We start from the raw sequence: 19315 nt of genomic DNA on the forward strand, positions 1-19315 counted from the left end.
CTCGGCGGGCTACAGCCGGTCGGCGACGTCCTCGGCGAAGTAGGTGAGGATCAGGTCCGCGCCCGCCCGCTTCAGCGAGAGCAGCGACTCGTATGCGACGTCCTCCAGATCGAGCCATCCCTTCTCGGCGGCCGCGTGCAGCATCGCGTACTCGCCGGAGACGTTGTACGCGGCGATCGGGTGATCGAACTCCCGGCGCAGGTCGGCGACGACGTCGAGGTACGGCAACCCCGGCTTCACCATCAGCACGTCAGCGCCCTCCTCGACGTCGATACGTGCCTCACGAAGTGCCTCGCGGCGGTTCGCGGGATCCATCTGGTAGTGCCGGCGGTCGCCGAACGCGGGCGCGCCGTCGGCGGCGTCCCGGAACGGGCCGTAGAAGGCGGACCGGTACTTCGCGGCGTAGCTCAACAGCGCCACGTCCTCGTGGCCCGCCTCGTCGAGCGCGTGCCGGATCGCTTTCACCTGTCCGTCGGTCATCGCCGAGGGTGCGACCATGTCCGCGCCCGCGTCGGCCTGTGAGACCGCCGTTCTCGCCAGCAGCGGTAGCGTCTCGTCGTTGCGGACGGTGAGCGTCGGGTCCGTCTCCGCGGTGTCCTCTATCACGCCGCAGTGACCGTGGTCGGTGTACTCGCACAGACAGACGTCGCCGACGACGTACGCGTCCGTCTCGGCCGTGATCGCCCGGATCGCCCGCTGGACGACTCCGTCGTCGGCGTACGCCCGAGAGCCGTCCGAATCCTTCGAGTCCGGGATCCCGAAGAGGATGACTGCTTCCACGCCCGTCTCGCGGATCTCCTCGACGCGAGCGACGGCGTCGTCGACCGGGACGCGCTCGTGGCCGGGCATCGTCTCGATGGGAACGCGCTCGTCGGTCGTGGCGTCGACGAAGACGGGCGCGATCAGGTCCGACGCCGCGAGGTTCGTCTCGCTGACCAGCGGTCGGACGCCGTCGGTGCGGAGTCGCCGCGGTCGATCAACGGGGTGCATATCCGGTCGTTGGTCCCCGGCCGTCTTTTACTCGGCGGAGTCGATGTCGATCCGATCCTCGAGCGCCGCGAGCTCGTCGGACTCCGCGAGCTCCTCGAGCCGTTCGCGGAAGTGCTCCTCACAGAGACCGACGGTGACGCCGTCGGTCTCGGCCCCGTATGCGGCCTCCCGGTCACAGTAGTGACAGTGCATACACGATCCGAGGGCGTCTGCGGGTATAACCGTGTTCGTCAGAGGTCGATCGGCTTCGGCCGATCGCAACGTGAGGGTCGTCACTCCGTGACGTGAGTCGGCCGTCACTCCAGGACGTGAGTCGGCCGTCACTCCAGGACGTGAATCGGCAGTCACTCCAGGACGCGAATCGGCAGTCACTCCAGGACGTGCTTCGCGTCGTACGAGCCGAGCACCCGGACCCATCCCTTCTCGGCGATCGCCTCGACGTCCTCGACGGCCGCCGCGAGGTGGTCCTCGTACAGCCCGGCGTCGACGTCGAAGTGGAACACGTAGTCGCCGAGTCGCTCGCCGCTCGGTCGCGACTCGATCCGCGAAAGGTTGAGGTTGCGCTCCGCGAACGCCTCCAGAAGCTCCAACAGGAGGCCGGGGTAGTTGTCGTTCGGATAGACGATCAGCGTCGTCTTCCCGCCCGCATCCGAGCGCGCGGCCGCCGGCTCGACGACGAGGAACCGGGTCGCGTTCGAGGTGCGATCCTGGATCCCCTCCGCGAGGATCTCCAGGTCGTCACCCGCGTTGTCCGGGTGTCCGATGCCGGCGATTCGGGCGTCCTCGCGGGCGCGCTCGACGCCGCGGGCGGTCGAGGCGACCGCCTCCAGTCCGACCGACGGGTAGTTGGCCTCCAGCCAGTCGCGACACTGCGCGAGCGCCTGCGAGTGGCTGGCGACGACCTCGAACTCCGACGACTGCGCGAGCAGGGCGTGTCGGATCGGCGTGACGATCTCGCGGGTGACCGCGACGTCGTGTTCCGCGAGCGCGTCGAGGCTCTCGGTGACCGACCCCTCGATGCTGTTCTCGATCGGAACCACTCCGCGCTCGAACTCCCCGTTCGCGACGGCGTCGACGATGGCCGTGACGGACTCGCGAAACGACACCTCGGCGGCGACGGCCCGCGCCGCACGGTGTGAGTACGTGCCGGCGGGGCCGAGCGTGACGGCGTTCATCGAATCTCCTTATAAGACCCGGGGGGAAAAGCGTGGCGGGGATCGACCTGTCCCGAAGCGTTGCGGAGATCACCGTCACGGTGTGACGGGAATCGAACGCCACGCCGGTCACATGAAGTCCGCGATACCCGACTGCTTGTTGGTGTCGTCCTCGAAGACCGACTCCAGCGCCTCCTCTAACACGTAGAGTCGCTGTTTGGTGTACGGGCGACAGCCGAACCGTTCGGCGACCTCGATGGCCGTGTCGACGTACTTGTTCACCGACCCCTCATGGACGGTGAGGGTGACCCGGCCGCCGCACTCTCGACAGTCGCCCGTCAGGGGCATCCGGCGATACTTCTCGCCACAGTCGAGACAGCGAGTTTCCTGTCTCGAGAAGGCCCGGAGGTTCCCGATGATGTCCGGCAGGAAGTGGTACTCGATCACGCGTTCGGCGACGTCGGTCTCGTCGACCGCGCGCAGCTTCCGGGCCAGTTCCAACTGGGCGTCCATCTTCTCCATCATGTCGCCGAGCGTCTTGTACGCCGACAGGTCCGGCCCCATCGCGATGTCCGTCGTGTCGTGGGTGTGATCGAACCCGCGGTACTCGTCGTCGGTTCCCAGCGTGTCCTCACCCAGTTGGATCAGGTCCTCGACGTCGCCCGGATCGGCCATCTCGCGGGTCGCCTCGTAGAACGCGAGGGGATACTGACGGACGATGTCCATGTTGTGCGCCTCGTCGTCGATCTCGGAGGGATCGATCCGCGAGGACATCACGAGGGGTGCGTCCATGCGCCCGCCTCGCTGGTTCGGCAAGTAGGTCTTCGAGAAGTTGAGCAAGCCGTCCATCAGGAGCATGACGCAGTCCTCGTCGCCGTCACACTGCGCGACCGCCATCCCGTTCGCAACGAGCGTGTGCGTCTCCGCGACGGTCAGGTTGTACGTGTGCGCCACGTCGCTTTCGAGGTACTCCACGGAGGCGACCTCGTCGGTCGCGACGCCGCCGTCCGCGATGGTCTCGGGGCCGGCCGCTTCGGTCGCCGCGGCCACCGCAGTCGCTCCGTCGCCGTACGGCTCGCAGGGTATCGAATCACCGACGTCCAGCTCGCGCGCCGGGACCCTCCGAACGGCACCGTTCACCGCTCGAAGCATCGCGTGGTCCGGAGTCACCCGGATCGAGCGTCCGTGTCGCGTTTCGATCCGGACGAGATGGTCCTGACTCCGGTGTTTCGAGACGGCGGTCACCGGTTTCATCGTCGGTTCGCCGCGCTCGTCGATCGACGGCACTCGAACCGCTCCGTCGAGCTCCTCGACGAGCGTCCCGAAGTCGTCCTGCTCGGGGTCGTCCAACCGCTCCTCGACGAATTCCTCGATCGTTTTGCGGTGCCACCCTGCGTCGTCTCGATACTCGATCCTCGTCTCCGGGTGGAAGCAGTTCCGCCGCTTCGCGGCGTGGAAGTACGGATGAGCATACCCGACTGCGGCCGAGGTGAACCCGACCACTCTCCCGACGGTCGCCGCGCTCGTGTGCGGTGCCATCCCGAAGACGAGCTCGCCGACGAGGTCGTCGCGCTCGTTGAGCTCGTAGAAGCGGGGCAGGTCGTAGTACTGCTCGAGGAGGTCGTCGACGAACTCCGCCGTCTTCATCATGTGCTCGGCCGCGCCGTCCGAGAGCACGACGTCCTGTACCTTCAACTCGATCAGCTGGTCGTCGTGACGCAGGGGGTCGCCGTCGATGTCGGTCTCGTAGCCGAGCTCGCGGAAGTGACCGGCGGTGACGTCGAGCTCCTCCGGTCGGACTGCGGTGACCGGGAGGTCGGTCATGTCGTATCGGACGGTCCCATCCTTGAACGACGTGACGCCGTTTTTCGCGCGGAGCACGCCCTTCTCGATCGGCTCCGGCGTCTTGTTCCTGGAGGTGAGCCCCTGTACCCCTTTCAGGATCTCGAAGGCGGCCTCGCGCTCGCCGACCTCCGCTAAGGCGTCGTGGTACGCCTCGTTGAGGTCCACGTCCTGGTACGTCGCCGCGGTGACCTCCCACTCGCAGTGGGGACACTCCACGCGGCCCGCCTCGTCCGGCTGACAGACGGTGCCGCAGTCGCCGCACTCGTAGTGCGGTTCCGTGTGCGTCTCGCAGTCGGGGCAGGCGGCCCGGTACGTGTGGGTGCCACAGGACGGACACTGTCGGTCTGCCACCTCCAGTTCGTGGTGACCGCGCCGCCCCCGATCGTCCATCGCTCGGGCGGCCTCCGCGACGTCGCGCTGCGGACCGCCCGCCTCGTTGATCGGAAAGAGGGTGTGAACGGCCGGCGAGAGGTCGCGGCTCTCCGACTTCTCCGGGCGACCCATCCGGTTCCCGATCCGGGTCGGCGCACGCTCGCGCACCTCGAACGGCGCGACCTCGTTGACCGCCCGCATCGCGCTCTCACCGCCGTCCCACGCCCGAGCCGTCGCCGAGAGGTCGTCCCACTCCTTTCGGAGGCCGTCGTCGACGCCGAGCGAGCGAGCGAGCGGCCGCCACGTCGGGATCCGCAGCGCGTCCGTCGTCTGAGTGTGCTCGACGAGCAGCGCTTCGAGCGCGGTGCGGGTCGCCTCCGTGTGCTCGATCGCCAACACGCTCCCGGCGATCTCGCCGTCGGCGACCGCGTCCGCGAGCGCCTCGAATCCCGCCACTGAGAGATCGTGCCACAGGTACGTGTACTCCGGATGGAGCGGACAGTCGTACGACTCCGCCCACGCCAGCGCCTCGTCGGCATCCGGGCGTTCGAGGTCGACGTGGGGGTCGTCCGAGAGCGCTTGAACGTCAGCCCCCGCCGCCTCGAACTCCTGGGCCCACCACTCGTGGACGTACGCGGCGGGCGCGAGAGCGTGGTTGTTCTCGACGAACTCCCCGTAGTTGACGAGGTACTCGCCGAGATCGAGGATGCGTTCGATCCCGTTTCGGACCGCCAGCGCCTCCGCCGGATCGTCGATCCGCCGGACCTCGCCGTTCGCGAGCTTCACCGTCGGCCCCTCGATGGAGTCGACCGGGACGACCCCGTGTGCCTTCCCCGGACGCTCGGTTTTGATCTGCGTTCCGGCCGCGAGGAAGTCGTCGACGACGTGCATCGCCGCGGGATGCACCCCGCCGGTCGCGAACCCGTGGTTGCGCGCCCGTCCGTACCGCAGCCGGAACCCGCCCGGCTCCGAGGGATGCGTGAACACCGGACGTCCGGCGATCAGGTCGCGGAGAAACTTCTGGGAGGGTTTCGCTCGCGGCGGGCCCGACGGTCCGTCGTCGACGTCCTCGGGTGTCGCATCCGTGTCGCCGCCGTCGTCGTGTGCTCCTCCCTCGGCGGCTCCCGCTCCCTCGCCCGCGTCCCCGTCGGCGTCACCGCCGTCATCACCGATCGTCCCGTCGATGAGGTCCTGGAGCCACGGCCAGTCGACCTCGTCCAGATCGCGAGTGTACCGCTGTATCTTCGGGGCCTTCAGGGCGATCCCTTCGGCCGCGACGAGACACATCCCCCCGCGCGCGGAGTTGGTGCCGACGCGCTCTAAGTCCCGGAACCCCGACACCTCCTCGTCACCGGTCGCCTCGCCGTCGAGCATGATCGGGATGTGCTCGGCGATGAACTTCGACTCCTTGTCCTTCGGGGTGTACTGGAGGCCCGTCTCCTTGTCGTATAAGGCGATCTCCTCGGCGTAGCGCTCGACCTCCTCGGTTCGCGGCTTGTACTCGTCGATCCCCAGCAGCGACCGGGCGTAGTCGGCGACGAGCACGGACAGCGCCTGTGCGGTCCCTCCGGCCGAGCGGATCGGTCCGGCGTAGTACACGTTGACGAACTCGGTTCCGTCGTCGTTCTCCAGCAGTTCGACGCGGTCGATCCCCTCGATCGGCGCGGCGACGACACCCTCGGTGAGCAGCGCGACCGCGGTGCGGACCGCGCCCTCGACCTTGCCGGCGCGGGAGTCGTACTCCCCGACCGTCCCCTCGACGAAGTCGGTAACGAGTTCCAGGGCCGCCTCCTCGCGAGACATCTCGCCTTCGAGTTCGCGGACGCGCTCGGCGACGCCGTCGATCCCCAAGATGTTCTCGACGCGGTCGGCCATGTCGCGGGCGACCGGGATCTCGATCTCGGGCTCGGGGTCCTTTCCCTGCCCTTTCGCCGCCTCCGCGACGTCGAACGCCTCGTCGAGTCGCTCCTCGATCCGGGCGAAGTAGCGCTCGTCGTCCGGCCTCATCCGCGTCCTCCGTCCCCCGACACGCCCCGTCTCCGATCCATCAGAGCCACAGATCCAGGTCGGTGACCGGGTCGTGATCGCGCTCCAGCGGCTCCGCGAACGCGCGCAGGTGACACTCGCCCGCCCAGACGGTCGCGGCGTCGAGGTGCCCCGCGAGCGCCTGTCCGCTCGGCCGCGACAACACCGCGTGGGTGTGCGCGAAGACGTCGCCGTCGAGCAGCGACACGTTGCCGACGCAGGCGGCGACCTCCAGCGGCTCGTCGAACGTCACCGACCGGTACTCGGTGTCCTCCTGGTCGTAGAACCAGACGTCGGCGTCCTGTACCGCACCGAGCGCCGTGAACCACCCCGCCTCGACCGACTCCTCGCGGGCGAGGTCCTCGATCTCCTCGCGCCAATCGGCTCCCGTCTCGAACCGTGCGACGTACTCGGCCGTCGGCTCGACTTCCCGATAGTGCATAGGAACCGGTGACGGTCCACGGGGGCAAAAAGGCTTCACTCGCCCCGGTCTCGAGGCGTCTGTCGCGATCTCCGAATCGCGTATTTCTATATCGCGATATGTGATTTATCACGGCCGAGCGGGATCGCCGTCCCTGGTTCGGATCGGCGTAACAACTCGTACGCGGTCGAAAACTGGCGCAGCGTCTCTCTGCGCTCGGGGCCCTGAAACGGGCTATCTGCGTTAAAAGGGGGCCTGCGGACCTTCGTCGTCCTCGCCGTCGCCGCTCGTCTCGCCGGGGAACGAGGGCGACGTGCCGCCCGTGCCGCCGAGGTCGCCGTCCGCGCCGGCACCCATGCCGGTGTCGGCGTGGACGGACTCGATTTCGGGAATCTCCTTGACCATTCGCGACTTGATCGCTTGAATCGTCATCGGGGAGATGCCACAGCCCGAGCAGGCACCGCCGAGCTGAATGTGGACCTCGCCCGTCTCGCGGTCGAGGTGACTGATCGCGGCGCTCCCGCCGTGCATCTGGATCTGCGGGAAGTTGCGCCGCAGGAAGTTCGTGATCCGCTCGCGGAGATCGTTGTCCGCGTCGCTCGTTTCCGTGCTCATACGTCTCGGTTGGTGGTCGCCGTGCTTATGTGTTTGGTTCGTTTTCCCGATCCGTCGCCTCGTGCGGCGTTCGAATCGCTCCGGGCCCTCGAGCAGTACCCCTCGTCGTTCACTCGGAGCGATCGACGCCGAGCGTCCGGTGGAGCTCCTCCTCGATCCGATCGACGTACGTCTCCAGTACGTCCTCGAACGTCTCGTCGTCGACGAGGACGCCCTGTAGGCGCTCGCGCGGGTTCTCCGGGAGTTCGACCCGGAACTCACCGTCCTCGTAGAACGGTTCGGACTCGTTGAGCACCATCTGGTCGATCCCGTGGATCAGCTCCGAGTCGTACCGTTCGTTCATCCGGTTGAAGGCGTTCTTGTACGCCCGCTGGAGCTCCTGGAAGTAGTGTACGTACTTGTCCTCGAACTTCTCCGGATCGAACTCGTCGGCCATACTCGGACGTCGGTCGTCGACGGGAAAAAGACGGTCGATCGCGGGCTGCGTCCCTGAACCCCGGGTTCGTCAACGGGAGGCTTTCCGATCCGGGGAGCGCCGAGCCATCTCTGATAAACTCCATATGGCAATACACAATCCTCACTTGTTCGCCGGGCGATGAACGGGAACGCCCGGAGGCGTCGTCGGAAGGAACGCGCTGCTCACGGAGCCCGTGCAGCGAGATGCGGGTCGTTCACGGAGTGTCGATCTTCGATGAGGCCGCGTCGGCCTCGGCCGTCGGCTATCGCGTCACCCGATGATCGCGAGGACCGCGAGCATCGCGGCGGCGGCGGCGGGCGGGATGGTGAGGTTGTCGTCGACGGCGACGTCGCGGATCACCGGCGGCAACCCGTCGGCGATCGTCGCGGCGCTCGCTCCGGCGACCGCGACGGCGACACCCGCGGTCGTCCCGAACGCGGGCACGGTAAACGGCGTCGCGAGCGCGACACAGACGAGAAACATCGCGACCCACACGGCGGGGCGTTTCGGCTCCGTCGCCGCGTTGTCACCGAGCGCGCCGCTCACCGGATCACCGAGCGACAGCATCCACATCGCAGGGATCGCGATCGACGGGCTCGCGACCGACGTGGCCGCCAGCAGCCCGACCCCGGTCATGCTGAGCTGATACAGCGCGTAGCCGGCGACGCCGTCGGCCTCGTACTCGCGTACCAACGCGTCGTACAGCGGGTCGAGCGGACCCGCGGCGTCTGACAGTCGAAGCGCCTCCAGCACGGTGACGACGACGAGTCCCGCGACGAGCAGGTATCCCGTCTCCGTCCACGAGAGCCACCCGAGGAGGTACGGAACCGGGTACAGGGTTCCTCCCGCGTGGACCAGTCGACGCTCGAACTCGATGCGCTCGCGCCAGTCCGCCGCAGGGAGGGTCACGTCAGTTCGTCTCCACGTCGGTTTCGACGGGTTCGTACCGATCGAGGAGCCCCTCGAACCCGTCTCCCGCACGCAACGCGGCCAGCTCGTCCGCCAACTCGTCGACGGGAACGCGTCCCTGTGCCGCGGAGTCGCGCTCGCGCACCGTTACGGTCGCTTCGCCGTCGCTTTCGACGCCGTCCCGGTCGACGGTGACACAGAACGGGGTCCCGACCTCGTCCTGACGTCGGTAGCGCCGACCGATGGAACCGGAGTCGTCGTACGCCACCGACAGCCCGGCCTCGCGGAGGTCGGCGGCCACGCGGTCTGCCAGTTCCGTCAGGCGCTCGTCGCTGGTGACGAGCGGGAACACGGCGGCGTCGCGGGGCGCGATCTCCGGCTCCAAGGCGAGGTACGTCCGCTCCTCCCCGTCGACCTCGTCCTCGCGGTAGGCGTGCGCGAGCAGCGTCTGGACCGTTCGGCCGACGCCAAAGGAGGGTTCGACGACGTGCGGCGTGATGTGCTCGCCGTTCTCGGTGACCGTCTCGATCGAGAAGTTCGCGACGTCGGCGTCGACCTCGCACGTCTCACGATCGTCGCCGTCGCCGATCTCGACCGTGACCGTGTCCTGCTCGAACGCGTCCGGATCGCGCTCCGCGAGCGTTTCGAGGGCGTCGGCGACCGCCGCGGCGTCCCCGCCGAACTCGGGGCCGAGCGTCGCCATGTCCGGGTCGACGGTCGCGCGCTCGACCGTCTTCGGCTCCTCGTAGCGTTTGAACACGGTAAAGGAGTCGTCGCCGTACTCGTCGTGTTTCGAGAGGTCGTAGTCGCCGCGGGACGCGAAACCGGCGATCTCGACCCAGTCGCCGTCGATCTCCGACTCCGCGTCCCAGCAGTCGGCGGCGTAGTGGGCGCGCTCGCCCGCGAGGTGCTGGCGGAATCGGAACCGATCGGGATCGACGCCGACCCGGTCGTACCACCGCTGGGCCACGCCGAGGTAGTAGCCGACCCACGCGGAGCCGATGACTCCCTCGTCTATCGCCTCGCCGACGGTCGTCTCGAGGTAGTCGCCGTCCTCGCGCTCCTGTTCAGTCGCCGGGTACAGCCGAACCTCGACGTCTGCGACCCGCTCGATCGGTGGCTCGTCCGTCTCGGGGTCGATGAACTGTTCCAACTCCGCCTGCGTGAACTCCCGGAGGCGGAGCAGACCGCCGCGCGGAGAGATCTCGTTGCGGTAGGCGGGACCGATCTGGGTGATCCCGAACGGGAGGCTCCCCCGGGCGTACTCCTTCAAGCGCGGGAACTCGACGAAGATCCCCTGTGCTGTCTCCGGTCGCAGGTAGCCGGGCTGGGAGTCCCCCGGCCCGATGTCGGTCCGGAACATGAGGTTGAAGTCCTCGACCGCCTCGCCGGCGAGGGGGGTACCACACGACGGACAGGCGATATCGTGGTCGGCGATCAGCGCCTCGACCTCCTCGCCGGGGAGCGCCTCGGCGTCCTCGACGTCGGTGGCGTCCTCGACGAGGTGGTCCGCTCGGTGGGACTCGCCGCACTCGCCGCACTCCACGAGCATGTCGTCGAAGCCGTCGAGGTGACCGGACGCCTCGAAGACGGCCTCGGGCATGATCGTGGGCGCTTCGATCTCGCGGTTCCCCTCCTTGATGGTGAAGCGATCGCGCCACGCCTCCTCGACGTTCCGCTTCAGGGCCGCGCCCTGCGGTCCGAACGTGTAAAACCCGGCGGTGCCACCGTACGCGCCGTTCGAGCCGAAGAAGAACCCTCGTCGCTTCGCCAGTTCGACGAGGTCGGCGCTCGCCATTCAGATGCCCTCCAGGAGGTCGACGTCGCGGACGATGCCCACGAGCTCGCCGCCGCTCACGAGCGGGGCCTGCTCGATGTCGTTGGCGATCATCTCCTGGGCGACCTCCTTTGCGGTTCGGGTCCCGGAGACGGTCACGAGGTCGCTCGTCATGAAGTGACGCGTCTCCTCGGCCGGGATCTCGACGTTCCGAGTCGGAAGGTACCGTGCACCGATCGCCTTGATCCCCTCCCAGGACCACTCGGAGTCCTGTTCGGCGATGGAGTTACCGGTGCTCGCCTCGCCCTCGACGACGCGGGCGACCGCGAGGATGTCGACCTCGGTGAGGATGCCGGCCATCCGCGCGTCGTCACCGAGCACGACGACGTAGGGAACGTCCGCGAGGCCGATCTCGCGTTCCGCGACCGGGAGCGGCGTCCCGACGTACGTGGTGTTGACCGTCCGAGTCGCGAGCGGTCCGACCTCGCGTTCCCCGTCGACCTCGCCGCGAGCGATGGCCCGAACGACGTCGGTGACGGTGACGATCCCGCCGAGCGCGTCGCCGTCGACGACCGGCAGACGGCGGGACTGCTCGGCGACCATCGTCGCGGCCGCCTCACGGAGGTCGTCGCTCGCCTCGACGGTCGGGACCTCGCGCATCAACAGCGCGAGCTGGTCTTCGTCCGGCTGTTCGATCAGATCGTCCCGCGAGACGAGCCCGCGGTACACCTCCTCGCCGTCGACCTCTTTGACCACCGGTACCGAGGAGAATCCGTACTCCTGGATGTACTCTAAGACGTCGTTTCGGCTGCCGGGAATCTCGACCACGACGAGATCCGCCCGCGGAGTCATGGCGTCGGACACGTTCATGACCCGTCCTTTGCCGTGCCACCTCTTGTATACTGCGAAGCGATTCGTCGTGTGCGCGCGAACGTGACCGACCGGAACGGCTATCGACGCGAGTTCGAGCATACGTCCGGCTCACGGCTGTATTGAAAACGAACGGTCCATCTATCCGAATATTACTGCATGACTGTGCTCAATATCCCCGTCTCATGCTATCGATCCGCAACCCTTATTACTGGCTGCTGGTTGATGTCAACCATGTCACGGAGTTCCACTCCCTGGGACGAACCGGACCCTGATCGTCGGCCGACGGAACTGCCGACGGGTGCGGAGACGATCCCGACGCCGTCGACGGACGTAATGGCGTCCATCGACGCCTCCCAGTCCCGACCGGAGCTCGTGATCGCCGACGTCTCTCGCGAGAACGCGTGGATGTCCGTCGACGAGACGGACGCCACCGTCCTCGAGGAGTGGTGTTGAGTCGATAGCGACCGTTCTTTCCTCGACCGTCTCCTCGCTGGGTCACTCCACGGAGCGTGACCGCTGCCGGGGCTACTCGTCGGAGCACTACTCGTCGGGGCGACGGTCCAGTCCCGTCTCCCACCCTCGCAGCAGCGACGCGATCGTCCGGCACGTCGGAACCGACACCGCGGTCGCGTCGGCGCGATCGACCACGGCCCCGTAGATCGCGTCGACCTCGGTCCGCCGCCGGTTCTCGACGTCCTCGCGCATCGACGAGTGGTTGGTCGCGGTGTCGTCGGCCACCCGTTCGAGGGCGGCGACGGCCTCGTCGTCCGCGAGGTCGACACCTTCGACCCGCGCGACACGGGCGACCTCGCGGGCGGTCTCGCGGGCCACGTCGCCCGCCGGCCCGTCCAGGGTCGTTCCGTTGTCGGTCCGTGCGAGCGCCGAGGGGCCGTTTATCCCCGCGTTGACTGCGAGCTTCTCGTAGCGGCGGCGGGGCATGTCCGACGCTGCGACCGCCTCGACGCCCGCGTCCTCGAACGCCGATCGGACCCGCTCGGCGATCGGATCCGGACCGCCGGACAGCGACCCGACCGCGATCTCACCGACGCCCGTACACGACACGCGTCCCGGCTCGCGGAACCGTGCGCCGTACGTCGCCGTCCCGGCGAGGACGACCGTGTCGAGCGCGGCGACGAGCCGCTCCTCCGTGAGCCCGTTGGCCAGCGAACAGACCGCCTCGTACGTTCCCGTTGCGAGCCCGCGGGCCGCCTCGTCGACGTCGTACGCCTTCGTCGTCACGAGCGCCAGCTCCGCCGACCGACCGTACCCGTCCGTCACCGCCCGCGGATGAACGTGTGCGTCGACAGCGCCCTCGATACGGAGACCCTCCTCCCGTATCCGTCGCATGTGCGGGTCCCGCCCGACGAGCGTGACGTCGTGTCTGCGGGCCAACAGCCCGCCGACGAGGCTGCCGAGCGCGCCCGCACCGTAGACGAGCACCTCCATGGCTCCGGTCACGTCCGGAGGGAGCAAAGAAATGACGGTCGATCGGACCCCATCGACGGCGGCGGCCGACCGGTGTCCGGGACGCGGTCGCTACGCCTCCTCGAGCCGCTCGTACACCGACTCGACCAGCTCACCGGTCTCCGCGATGATCTCGTCCATCTCCTCGTCGTCGACGGCGAACCCGAGCAGGCGGGCGACCTTCATGATCGAGACGTGGTAGACGAGCTGTTCGCCGGGTTCGATCTCCTGGATCACCATGTTACACGGGAACAGCGCACCGATCCGGCCGTCGGTCGCCGAGAGCGCGCGGTCGGCGATCGCGGGGTTACACGCCCCGAGCACGTAGTAGGGGTCACGGTCGGCGTCGACCTTCTCGTTCAACAGCTCCGAGGGGGAGAACTCGACGGGGACGCCGAAGCCTGCGTCCGTACACACCGTCCGAACGCGTTCGACGGCCTCGTCGTGGTCCATCTCGAGCGTCGCTCGTTTCTCGCCGAGGTCGTCGGGGTCAAGCGCCGCGGGATCGAACGGGAGCGTCATGACTCATGATTGGGGTCGCTCGGGCAAAAGGGTGGGGGACGGCGGCGATCCGGACCGCTCGCTACTCGGTCGCGACGGGACCGGAGCCGACGACGCTCTCGACGGCGTCGACGAACTCGCCGCGGCTCTCGAACAGGGGGCGGTCGGTGTCGACCAACACGGCGTCGAGCTCTTTGGGGCCGTCGGGCGTTCTGACGACCGCGTCGCCCTCCTGGGTTCGGACGTCGCTGTTCTTCGCGGGCCACGTGAGACGGGCGGCGACGCGAGCGATCGGCTCGCCGTCGACGTCGGGACCGTCACCGAGTTCGACCGCGGGCTCGGCCTCCTCGGCGTCCTCCGCTTCGGTGTCGCTCATACCTCGCGGTTCCGTTCCATCGGGCCTAACGTTTTCGATCGCTTCACGTCTCCGCGCGTCGGATGGGACTTTCGCCGGGTGTGACCCGCCCCTGAGCCCTCCCGTTCGACGCCGACTCCGACGCCGATCGCCCGGGGTACGTCTGACATACTGTTTTCAGGGAGGACCACGTAGCCCGCGTATGACCAGTCTCTCGGAGACGTACGGGGGTCGGGGACGCTCCGAGGTCGATTCGCGGCGGCTGTACCTCGGCGTGGCGCTGTTCGCGGGGGGAACGCTGCTGCTCGTCGTCGGCATTCTCACGGCCGCGGAGGTGCTCGCGAGCGGGACGTACTCGTCCGGTGAGGCCCGTCTGTACGGCGGGATACTCGGCGGGCTCGGCGTCCCGCTCGTCATGCTCGGCGTCATGACCGTGTTGCCGGCCGATCGGACCACCCGCGCGGCGGCCGTCGTCGGCGCTGCGGTGATGGCGCTTGGCGTGGCCCTGTTCGCGCACGCGTACCCCTACCAGTGGGTCGGCGGCCCGCGACCGGAGCTGACCGACCTCACGCTCCCCACCGCGGGTATCTACTTCCTCGGCGCGGCGACGACGTTCTGGTGTCTGTTCGTCGGCGTCGCCAACTTCAAAACGCGGAACGACCCCGGCGGCACCGTCACCATGGAAGTCACTCATAAGGGCGAAACGAAAGTCATCGAGGTCGAACGCGACCGACTCGGCGATCTCGGCGGCGGCGTCGGTCTCCTCGGTTCGACGCCCGACGGCGACGTCAAAACACAGACGAACCGGCCGCAGACCGGCGGCGGTTCCGACGAGTCGACGCCCGACCGATCGGACTCCGCTGTCCCGTCCCGCTCGTCCCGGTCGTCGGTCGGCGGCTCGTCCGCGCTCGGCGGCTCGACGGGCGTCAGCGACGGGGGGAGCGCGACGAAGTCGATCTCCTCGCCGCTTGGCGGTGAATCGGGGGCGGCTGACGGTCCGCGGACCGCCACGTCTCCGACCGCCGATCGGCGGACGTCACCGCGAAACGGGCCGGGTGACACGTACTGTGGCAACTGTACGAGATTCGATTACGTCCGCACGGACGAGGGGATGCAGCCGTACTGTGGCCACTACGACGAACTCATGGACGACATGGACGCCTGCGAGGAGTGGACGCCGAGGTAGGGTGTCGGCCAACTCCTGCGGACGGCTAGGTCGGCTCCGCGGACGGAAGCTGTGACTCGGCAATCGCGAACGCCAGCGTGCTCAACACGCCGACGAGCGTGCCGGCCGCGAGCGCAAGCGCGAGCTCGCCGAGCTCCAACGGTGTGACGCCGGGTGCCGGCGGGAGGAAGAACCCGGACACCGCGTACAACACCAGTCCGATCGCGACGACGTAGAACGGCGCGTTGAGGTACCGCCACCGGAACCGGCCGGCGAGGTACTCGTCGGTGATCTGTCCGAGACTGGACGTGACGCCCGCCACCGCGAGCCACTGGACGACCCCGTGGACGAACGCGGCGACGGCGATGGCGACCGGGAGCACGCCGTCGTGTACCTCACGGACCGCCGCGACCGTCTCGGTTCCCTGTACGCCGCCGACGACGATCAACGCGAGCGCGACGACGTAGGTGATGAGCGTCACCCGCCCCGCGTAGAGGACGTTCCGGACCGTGTCGGCCGCGCCGTCGACGCTCTCCTCTAACCCGAGTCCGCGGAACAGCGAGTACAGGCCGACGAGTCCGGAGATGATCCCCAACACCGCCGCGCCGGCGACGTCGAAGAGGTTGGCGACGACGACCAGCGGATAGATGAGGAGCAGGATCCCGAGTGGGACGAGGATCGTCCCGCGGGTCTCCGGGTCGGCGAGCACCTGTTTCATCGTGTAGTACAGCGATTCGAGGTCCTGTGCCTGCCGGACGACGACACGGCGAACGCCGTCGATCGGCATTCGCGAGCGGATCACGGGGAGGACGGACTCGTCCTGTGCGCCGTCGGTGATGACGATCGCCGACACCTCCTCGCCGGTCGACAGCTCAGCGAGGACCCGATCGATCTCCGCGCCCACGGCGCGGTTCGCCTTCACGTCCGAACCCTCGACACCGGTGACGGCGGCGACCTCGACGGCCTCGCCCGTCGCCGCCAACTCGTCGTGGGTGTTGATCCCCTGAAAGAGGACGTTCGTGTCGGAGTCCTCCGGATCGACCGTCGCGAGCGCGACGGCGGCCGCCTCGACGGCGTCGCGGCCGATGACGGGCGTCTCGGCTCCCGTCTTTCGGCCGAGGTCGTCGTCGAGGTCGACACAGAGGACGAGCAGCATCTGCGCTCAGTACGAGTGGGGTCGGCATATGCTTTCGGCCCTCACGGGAGTGCGGTCGGGCCCCAGTCGCGGTCACTCGATTCATGTACGATCTCGTTCATCACGTACCGACGGGGCGCGACCTGTGGAGACCCGCCGTGTGTCCCGTGTGTCAACTCGTGGCGCTCGATATCGGCGCTTCGGACGCTTTTTGAGGCCTGAGCCGGTAGATGGGTGTAGATGATCTCCAAGGGCTGTGAACAGTGCGCCAAGGGCGGCAAGATGGTGCTTTTCGTCTACGGCTACTGTGACCAGCGGGACTGTTTCTACTGTCCCCTCGGAGAGAACCGGAAGAACGTCACCGACGTGTACGCCAACGAACGGAAGGTGGAGTCCGACGAGGACGTGATCGCGGAGGCGAAACGCATGAGCGCGCTCGGTACCTCGATCACCGGCGGCGAGCCGCAGGAGGCGATGGCGAAGACGTGCCGGTACCTCGAACTGCTCAAAGACGAGTTCGGCGAGGACCACCACACCCACCTGTACACGGGGATCCCGGGCGGCCGCGAGAACATGCGCCGCCTGAGCGAGGCCGGGCTCGACGAGATCCGCTTTCACCCGCCCTTGGAGCTGTGGGGCGACATGCACGGAACCGAGTGGGAGGAGATCCTGTACATCGCCCGCGAGGAGGGTCTCACGCCCGCCTTCGAGATCCCCGGCATCCGCGCGGAGCCGGAGTTCCTCGAGTTCCTCGACGAGGGCGCGGCGGAGTTCTGTAACGTCAACGAGTTCGAGATGAGCGACGGGAACTACCGACGGATGCAAGCGGAGGGGTTCGAGCTTCAGGAGGGCCACATGTCCGCCGTCGAGGGATCGAAGGACGGCGCGATCGTCGCGGAGATGGCCTCCCACGAGAAGGTGTACTTCTGTACGTCGGTGTTCAAAGACGCCGCCCAGCACCGCAACCGCCTGAAGCGGATGGCGAGGAACGTCCGTCGCGAGTTCGACGAGGTGACCGACGACGGCACGATCGTGTACGGCAAGACGTACACCGACGTCGACCGCTTCGAGGCGCTGGGCGTCCCCGAGGAGTTCTACAGCGTCAAGTCGAACCACGTCGAAGTCGCCTGGTGGCTCCTCGAGGAGATGGTCTCCGACGGCGACATCGACGACGGCGAGATCGTCGAGCAGTACCCGACCGTGAACGGCACGGTCGTCGAGCGTACGCCCGTCGAGCGCACGCCCGCCGCGTAGCGGGCCGATCGCGTCGCATGTCGCTCATTCACTGTGTTCACGTGTGTCACGCTTAAGAGAGATCGGGCCGTATCGACACGTATGGCTACCGACGAACCGGAATTTGCCGACGTGAGCATCGGTCAATCGGTGTACGACGAGGACGGGGAACGACTCGGCTCCGTTCGCGGCGTCGACGACGACGGCTTCTACGTGTCGTCGCCCGCGGGGTCGGGGTCGCTGGCCCTCACCGACGCCCGAGACGTGTTCGGGACCGCCTACGTGATGTGGCGGTGCTGGGAGTGCGGCGAGATGGGTGAGATCGGCGATCAGCTCCCCGCGAACTGTCCGAACTGTGACGCGCCGCGAGAGGACCTGTACTACTGGGCGGAGGACTGACCGCGCGGCGCTTCACTCCGCTTCCTCGCGCTTCTCTCCCGCTACCTCGCGCTTCTCTCCCGCTTCGACCTTCTCGCGGAGCCGCTCGACCTCCGCTTCCAGTTCGGCGATCCGTTCGCCGTCGTTGTCGCCGTCGGACCGCGTCCGCAACAGGAGCACGACGACCACGACCGCGATCAGCGGGAGGAGGAGGAACGCGAACAGGATCATGACGATCAGCAGTTCCGGACCGGCCGGGATACCGCCCATGGCGGGGACTGTCGGGACCATGGCCGAAGCGTCTCGGCGACGATATGAAAAGGTACGGGACGGGGTCAGGTGTCGACGAAATCGGCTAGGTTCGCCTGGAGCCCGGCGACCATCGTCGACTTGCGTCGGAGGCGAGCGAGCGGGACCGGGAGGTGGTCGGCGACGCCCCGGACCGCCTCGCCGAACGTCTCCGCGGTGCCGTGTTCGCCCTCGAAGGCGTTCCGAACCGCCTCCCGGACCTGCCAGACGCCGACTGGTCCCCAGTAGTCGTCGGAGACGTGCCGGCAGACCAAGACCTTCGCCTGTCGGCCACGCTCGTGGAGGTGATCGAGCACGCCGAGTCTGGCCGCGTAGTACGCGCCGGCCGTCTCGTCGACGTATCCCGTCCGTCCCTCGCGACCCTCGCTTGCGGCCGCGAGGTACGTTCCGGCCGCCGGATCCGGGTTCCAGATCGAGCCGGGTGCCTTCAGCTCGACGAGTTCGTACTCCCACCGGCCCGGCACGAGGATCACCCAGAAGGCGTTGCCGAGGTACTCGTTTCGGTGGACCTCGATCTCGTCGACCGTGGGCGCGTCGCGAACCGTTCCGCGGAGGTATCGCCCGACCGTGTCGTCGACGGCGGTGATCGACCACCGCGTCGGGACGAGCCGACGGTTCTCGCCGCGACCGAGCGCGCCCGCCGAGAGGATCGTGTTGATCTCGTACACGTCGAACCCGCGACGATACAGATACGTCATCGCCCCGGCCGCCGTCCAGTCGTCGTCCTCCAAGGTCTTTTTCACCGGTCGGGGAACGTGCGGGTTCTCGCCGAGCTCGGCCCGATTCGCGGTCGCTCGCGGCCCGGTCGGCGTCTTCACGTCCTCGACGCCGACGTCGAGATCGATCTCGGGCGTCCCGTCCAGTCCGATCTCGACGTCGACCGGGCGGTCCGCGATCGCGACCTCGCGTTGGACGCCGAGCCACCCGTCCCACGCGTCGTGGACGGTTCCGTCGCCGGAGCCGACGCTTCCACCGGAGCCGACGCTGCCGACGTCCGTGATCCGATTGGCGTTGAGCAGGCTGGTCCGACGGTCGAACACGTCCGTGATCGACACGTGCTCCTCGTACCACGCCGCGGACGTCTCGAACCGTTCCGCCCGTTCCTCGCGACCGACCGGGGAGAGCAGCCCGGTCGAGACGTTCGGGTAGTTCGACCGTCCGACGAAGATGGACGGAGAGACGCTCCCGACGATCGCGTCGTCGGAGACGTGCTCCTCGAAGCGCCGCTCGAAGGACTCGAGATGGTCGACGATCGCGTAGTCCTTCTCGCGGGCCAGCCGCCGTCGCTCGGCCCGCTCGTTCGTCTCGAACTCGAGGAATTCGTCGAGCCGCATTCA

The 19315-nt window shown here is 67.9% G+C and carries 20 protein-coding genes; 4 read left to right on the plus strand and 16 right to left on the minus strand.

The features are described 5' to 3' along the window. Positions 1-9 precede the first annotated feature (9 nt). From hemB to ACNSN7_RS08210, 10 genes are all read right to left on the minus strand, one after another. Positions 10-990 (minus strand): porphobilinogen synthase, encoded by a 981-nt coding sequence (gene hemB, locus ACNSN7_RS08165; protein ID WP_418281787.1) that lies wholly within the window; start codon positions 988-990, stop codon positions 10-12. Between the two features lie 27 nt (positions 991-1017). Beyond that, positions 1018-1182 carry a DUF6757 family protein gene (locus ACNSN7_RS08170; RefSeq protein WP_418281788.1) on the minus strand — a complete coding sequence of 55 codons (165 nt, stop codon included), beginning with the start codon at positions 1180-1182 and terminating at the stop codon, positions 1018-1020. A 176-nt stretch (positions 1183-1358) separates the two neighbouring features. Then, on the minus strand, positions 1359-2165 hold the full coding sequence (gene pheA / locus ACNSN7_RS08175; RefSeq protein ID WP_418281789.1) for a prephenate dehydratase: 807 nt from the start codon (positions 2163-2165) through the stop codon (positions 1359-1361). A 108-nt stretch (positions 2166-2273) separates the two neighbouring features. After that, on the minus strand, positions 2274-6368 hold the full coding sequence (locus ACNSN7_RS08180) for a DNA-directed DNA polymerase II large subunit (protein WP_418281790.1): 4095 nt from the start codon (positions 6366-6368) through the stop codon (positions 2274-2276). Between the two features lie 40 nt (positions 6369-6408). Next, positions 6409-6828: a PPC domain-containing DNA-binding protein gene (locus ACNSN7_RS08185; RefSeq protein WP_418281791.1), complete on the minus strand. Its 420-nt coding sequence runs from the start codon at positions 6826-6828 to the stop codon at positions 6409-6411. 222 nt (positions 6829-7050) lie between these two features. Continuing rightward, positions 7051-7422 carry a NifU family protein gene (locus tag ACNSN7_RS08190; RefSeq protein WP_418281792.1) on the minus strand — a complete coding sequence of 124 codons (372 nt, stop codon included), beginning with the start codon at positions 7420-7422 and terminating at the stop codon, positions 7051-7053. Between the two features lie 109 nt (positions 7423-7531). Next, positions 7532-7858 carry a DUF5783 family protein gene (locus ACNSN7_RS08195; protein WP_418281793.1) on the minus strand — a complete coding sequence of 109 codons (327 nt, stop codon included), beginning with the start codon at positions 7856-7858 and terminating at the stop codon, positions 7532-7534. A 291-nt stretch (positions 7859-8149) separates the two neighbouring features. Further along, positions 8150-8788, minus strand: a complete 639-nt coding sequence (locus ACNSN7_RS08200) for a dolichol kinase (RefSeq protein ID WP_418281794.1) — start codon at positions 8786-8788, stop codon at positions 8150-8152. Between the two features lies 1 nt (position 8789). Further along, positions 8790-10586 (minus strand): glycine--tRNA ligase, encoded by a 1797-nt coding sequence (gene glyS / locus ACNSN7_RS08205; protein WP_418281795.1) that lies wholly within the window; start codon positions 10584-10586, stop codon positions 8790-8792. Continuing rightward, positions 10587-11435, minus strand: a complete 849-nt coding sequence (locus ACNSN7_RS08210; RefSeq protein ID WP_418281796.1) for a CBS domain-containing protein — start codon at positions 11433-11435, stop codon at positions 10587-10589. 234 nt (positions 11436-11669) lie between these two features. Here ACNSN7_RS08210 and ACNSN7_RS08215 point away from each other — a divergent pair, with 234 nt between their 5' ends. Beyond that, positions 11670-11891: a DUF7556 family protein gene (locus ACNSN7_RS08215; protein ID WP_418281797.1), complete on the plus strand. Its 222-nt coding sequence runs from the start codon at positions 11670-11672 to the stop codon at positions 11889-11891. Positions 11892-11978: 87 nt separating this feature from the next. Here ACNSN7_RS08215 and ACNSN7_RS08220 read toward each other — a convergent pair whose 3' ends face one another. The 3 genes from ACNSN7_RS08220 to ACNSN7_RS08230 all read right to left on the minus strand — a co-directional run bounded on the left by ACNSN7_RS08220 (position 11979) and on the right by ACNSN7_RS08230 (position 13779). Next, entirely contained in the window at positions 11979-12884 is a 906-nt protein-coding gene (locus tag ACNSN7_RS08220; protein ID WP_418281798.1) for a ketopantoate reductase family protein, read from the minus strand. Between the two features lie 90 nt (positions 12885-12974). After that, a complete protein-coding gene (locus ACNSN7_RS08225) occupies positions 12975-13424 on the minus strand; it encodes a DUF302 domain-containing protein (protein ID WP_418281799.1) in 450 nt (149 codons plus the stop codon). A gap of 61 nt (positions 13425-13485) precedes the next feature. After that, on the minus strand, positions 13486-13779 hold the full coding sequence (locus ACNSN7_RS08230) for a DUF5789 family protein (RefSeq protein ID WP_418281800.1): 294 nt from the start codon (positions 13777-13779) through the stop codon (positions 13486-13488). A 181-nt stretch (positions 13780-13960) separates the two neighbouring features. On the opposite strand from ACNSN7_RS08230, the gene ACNSN7_RS08235 reads away from it, so the two are divergent. Next, the gene (locus ACNSN7_RS08235) at positions 13961-14944 is read left to right on the plus strand and encodes a cell division protein CdpA domain-containing protein (RefSeq protein ID WP_418281801.1); all 984 of its coding nucleotides are present in this window, start codon (positions 13961-13963) and stop codon (positions 14942-14944) included. Between the two features lie 25 nt (positions 14945-14969). On the opposite strand, the gene ACNSN7_RS08240 is transcribed toward ACNSN7_RS08235, so the two are convergent. After that, on the minus strand, positions 14970-16079 hold the full coding sequence (locus tag ACNSN7_RS08240) for a DUF373 family protein (RefSeq protein WP_418281802.1): 1110 nt from the start codon (positions 16077-16079) through the stop codon (positions 14970-14972). Positions 16080-16298: 219 nt separating this feature from the next. On the opposite strand from ACNSN7_RS08240, the gene ACNSN7_RS08245 reads away from it, so the two are divergent. Next, the gene (locus ACNSN7_RS08245; RefSeq protein ID WP_418281803.1) at positions 16299-17312 is read left to right on the plus strand and encodes a radical SAM protein; all 1014 of its coding nucleotides are present in this window, start codon (positions 16299-16301) and stop codon (positions 17310-17312) included. 81 nt (positions 17313-17393) lie between these two features. Further along, positions 17394-17690, plus strand: a complete 297-nt coding sequence (locus ACNSN7_RS08250; RefSeq protein ID WP_418281804.1) for a DUF7130 family rubredoxin-like protein — start codon at positions 17394-17396, stop codon at positions 17688-17690. A 12-nt stretch (positions 17691-17702) separates the two neighbouring features. Here ACNSN7_RS08250 and ACNSN7_RS08255 read toward each other — a convergent pair whose 3' ends face one another. Together ACNSN7_RS08255 and nreA are read right to left on the minus strand one after the other, a co-directional pair. After that, complete coding sequence (locus ACNSN7_RS08255; protein WP_418281805.1) at positions 17703-17960, minus strand: preprotein translocase subunit TatA; 258 nt, start codon at positions 17958-17960, stop codon at positions 17703-17705. Between the two features lie 44 nt (positions 17961-18004). Continuing rightward, positions 18005-19312, minus strand: coding sequence for a DNA repair protein NreA (gene nreA / locus ACNSN7_RS08260; RefSeq protein WP_418281806.1), 1308 nt, complete (start codon positions 19310-19312; stop codon positions 18005-18007). Positions 19313-19315: the final 3 nt, after the last annotated feature.

Origin of the sequence: Halorubrum rarum, from assembly GCF_048380895.1 — an archaeon.
Taxonomy (GTDB): Archaea; Halobacteriota; Halobacteria; order Halobacteriales; family Haloferacaceae; genus Halorubrum.

Coding starts and splice junctions, on each gene's coding strand:
- ACNSN7_RS08245 (WP_418281803.1), top strand. CDS start 16,299: ATGATCTCCAAGGGCTGTGAACAGTGCGCCAAGGGCGGCAAGATGGTG.
- glyS (WP_418281795.1), bottom strand. CDS start 10,586: ATGGCGAGCGCCGACCTCGTCGAACTGGCGAAGCGACGAGGGTTCTTC.
- pheA (WP_418281789.1), bottom strand. CDS start 2,165: ATGAACGCCGTCACGCTCGGCCCCGCCGGCACGTACTCACACCGTGCG.
- ACNSN7_RS08255 (WP_418281805.1), bottom strand. CDS start 17,960: ATGGTCCCGACAGTCCCCGCCATGGGCGGTATCCCGGCCGGTCCGGAA.
- hemB (WP_418281787.1), bottom strand. CDS start 990: ATGCACCCCGTTGATCGACCGCGGCGACTCCGCACCGACGGCGTCCGA.
- ACNSN7_RS08180 (WP_418281790.1), bottom strand. CDS start 6,368: ATGAGGCCGGACGACGAGCGCTACTTCGCCCGGATCGAGGAGCGACTC.
- ACNSN7_RS08215 (WP_418281797.1), top strand. CDS start 11,670: ATGTCACGGAGTTCCACTCCCTGGGACGAACCGGACCCTGATCGTCGG.
- ACNSN7_RS08190 (WP_418281792.1), bottom strand. CDS start 7,422: ATGAGCACGGAAACGAGCGACGCGGACAACGATCTCCGCGAGCGGATC.
- ACNSN7_RS08225 (WP_418281799.1), bottom strand. CDS start 13,424: ATGACGCTCCCGTTCGATCCCGCGGCGCTTGACCCCGACGACCTCGGC.
- ACNSN7_RS08195 (WP_418281793.1), bottom strand. CDS start 7,858: ATGGCCGACGAGTTCGATCCGGAGAAGTTCGAGGACAAGTACGTACAC.
- ACNSN7_RS08235 (WP_418281801.1), top strand. CDS start 13,961: ATGACCAGTCTCTCGGAGACGTACGGGGGTCGGGGACGCTCCGAGGTC.
- ACNSN7_RS08210 (WP_418281796.1), bottom strand. CDS start 11,435: ATGAACGTGTCCGACGCCATGACTCCGCGGGCGGATCTCGTCGTGGTC.
- ACNSN7_RS08220 (WP_418281798.1), bottom strand. CDS start 12,884: ATGGAGGTGCTCGTCTACGGTGCGGGCGCGCTCGGCAGCCTCGTCGGC.
- ACNSN7_RS08230 (WP_418281800.1), bottom strand. CDS start 13,779: ATGAGCGACACCGAAGCGGAGGACGCCGAGGAGGCCGAGCCCGCGGTC.
- ACNSN7_RS08170 (WP_418281788.1), bottom strand. CDS start 1,182: ATGCACTGTCACTACTGTGACCGGGAGGCCGCATACGGGGCCGAGACC.
- ACNSN7_RS08240 (WP_418281802.1), bottom strand. CDS start 16,079: ATGCTGCTCGTCCTCTGTGTCGACCTCGACGACGACCTCGGCCGAAAG.
- ACNSN7_RS08185 (WP_418281791.1), bottom strand. CDS start 6,828: ATGCACTATCGGGAAGTCGAGCCGACGGCCGAGTACGTCGCACGGTTC.
- nreA (WP_418281806.1), bottom strand. CDS start 19,312: ATGCGGCTCGACGAATTCCTCGAGTTCGAGACGAACGAGCGGGCCGAG.
- ACNSN7_RS08250 (WP_418281804.1), top strand. CDS start 17,394: ATGGCTACCGACGAACCGGAATTTGCCGACGTGAGCATCGGTCAATCG.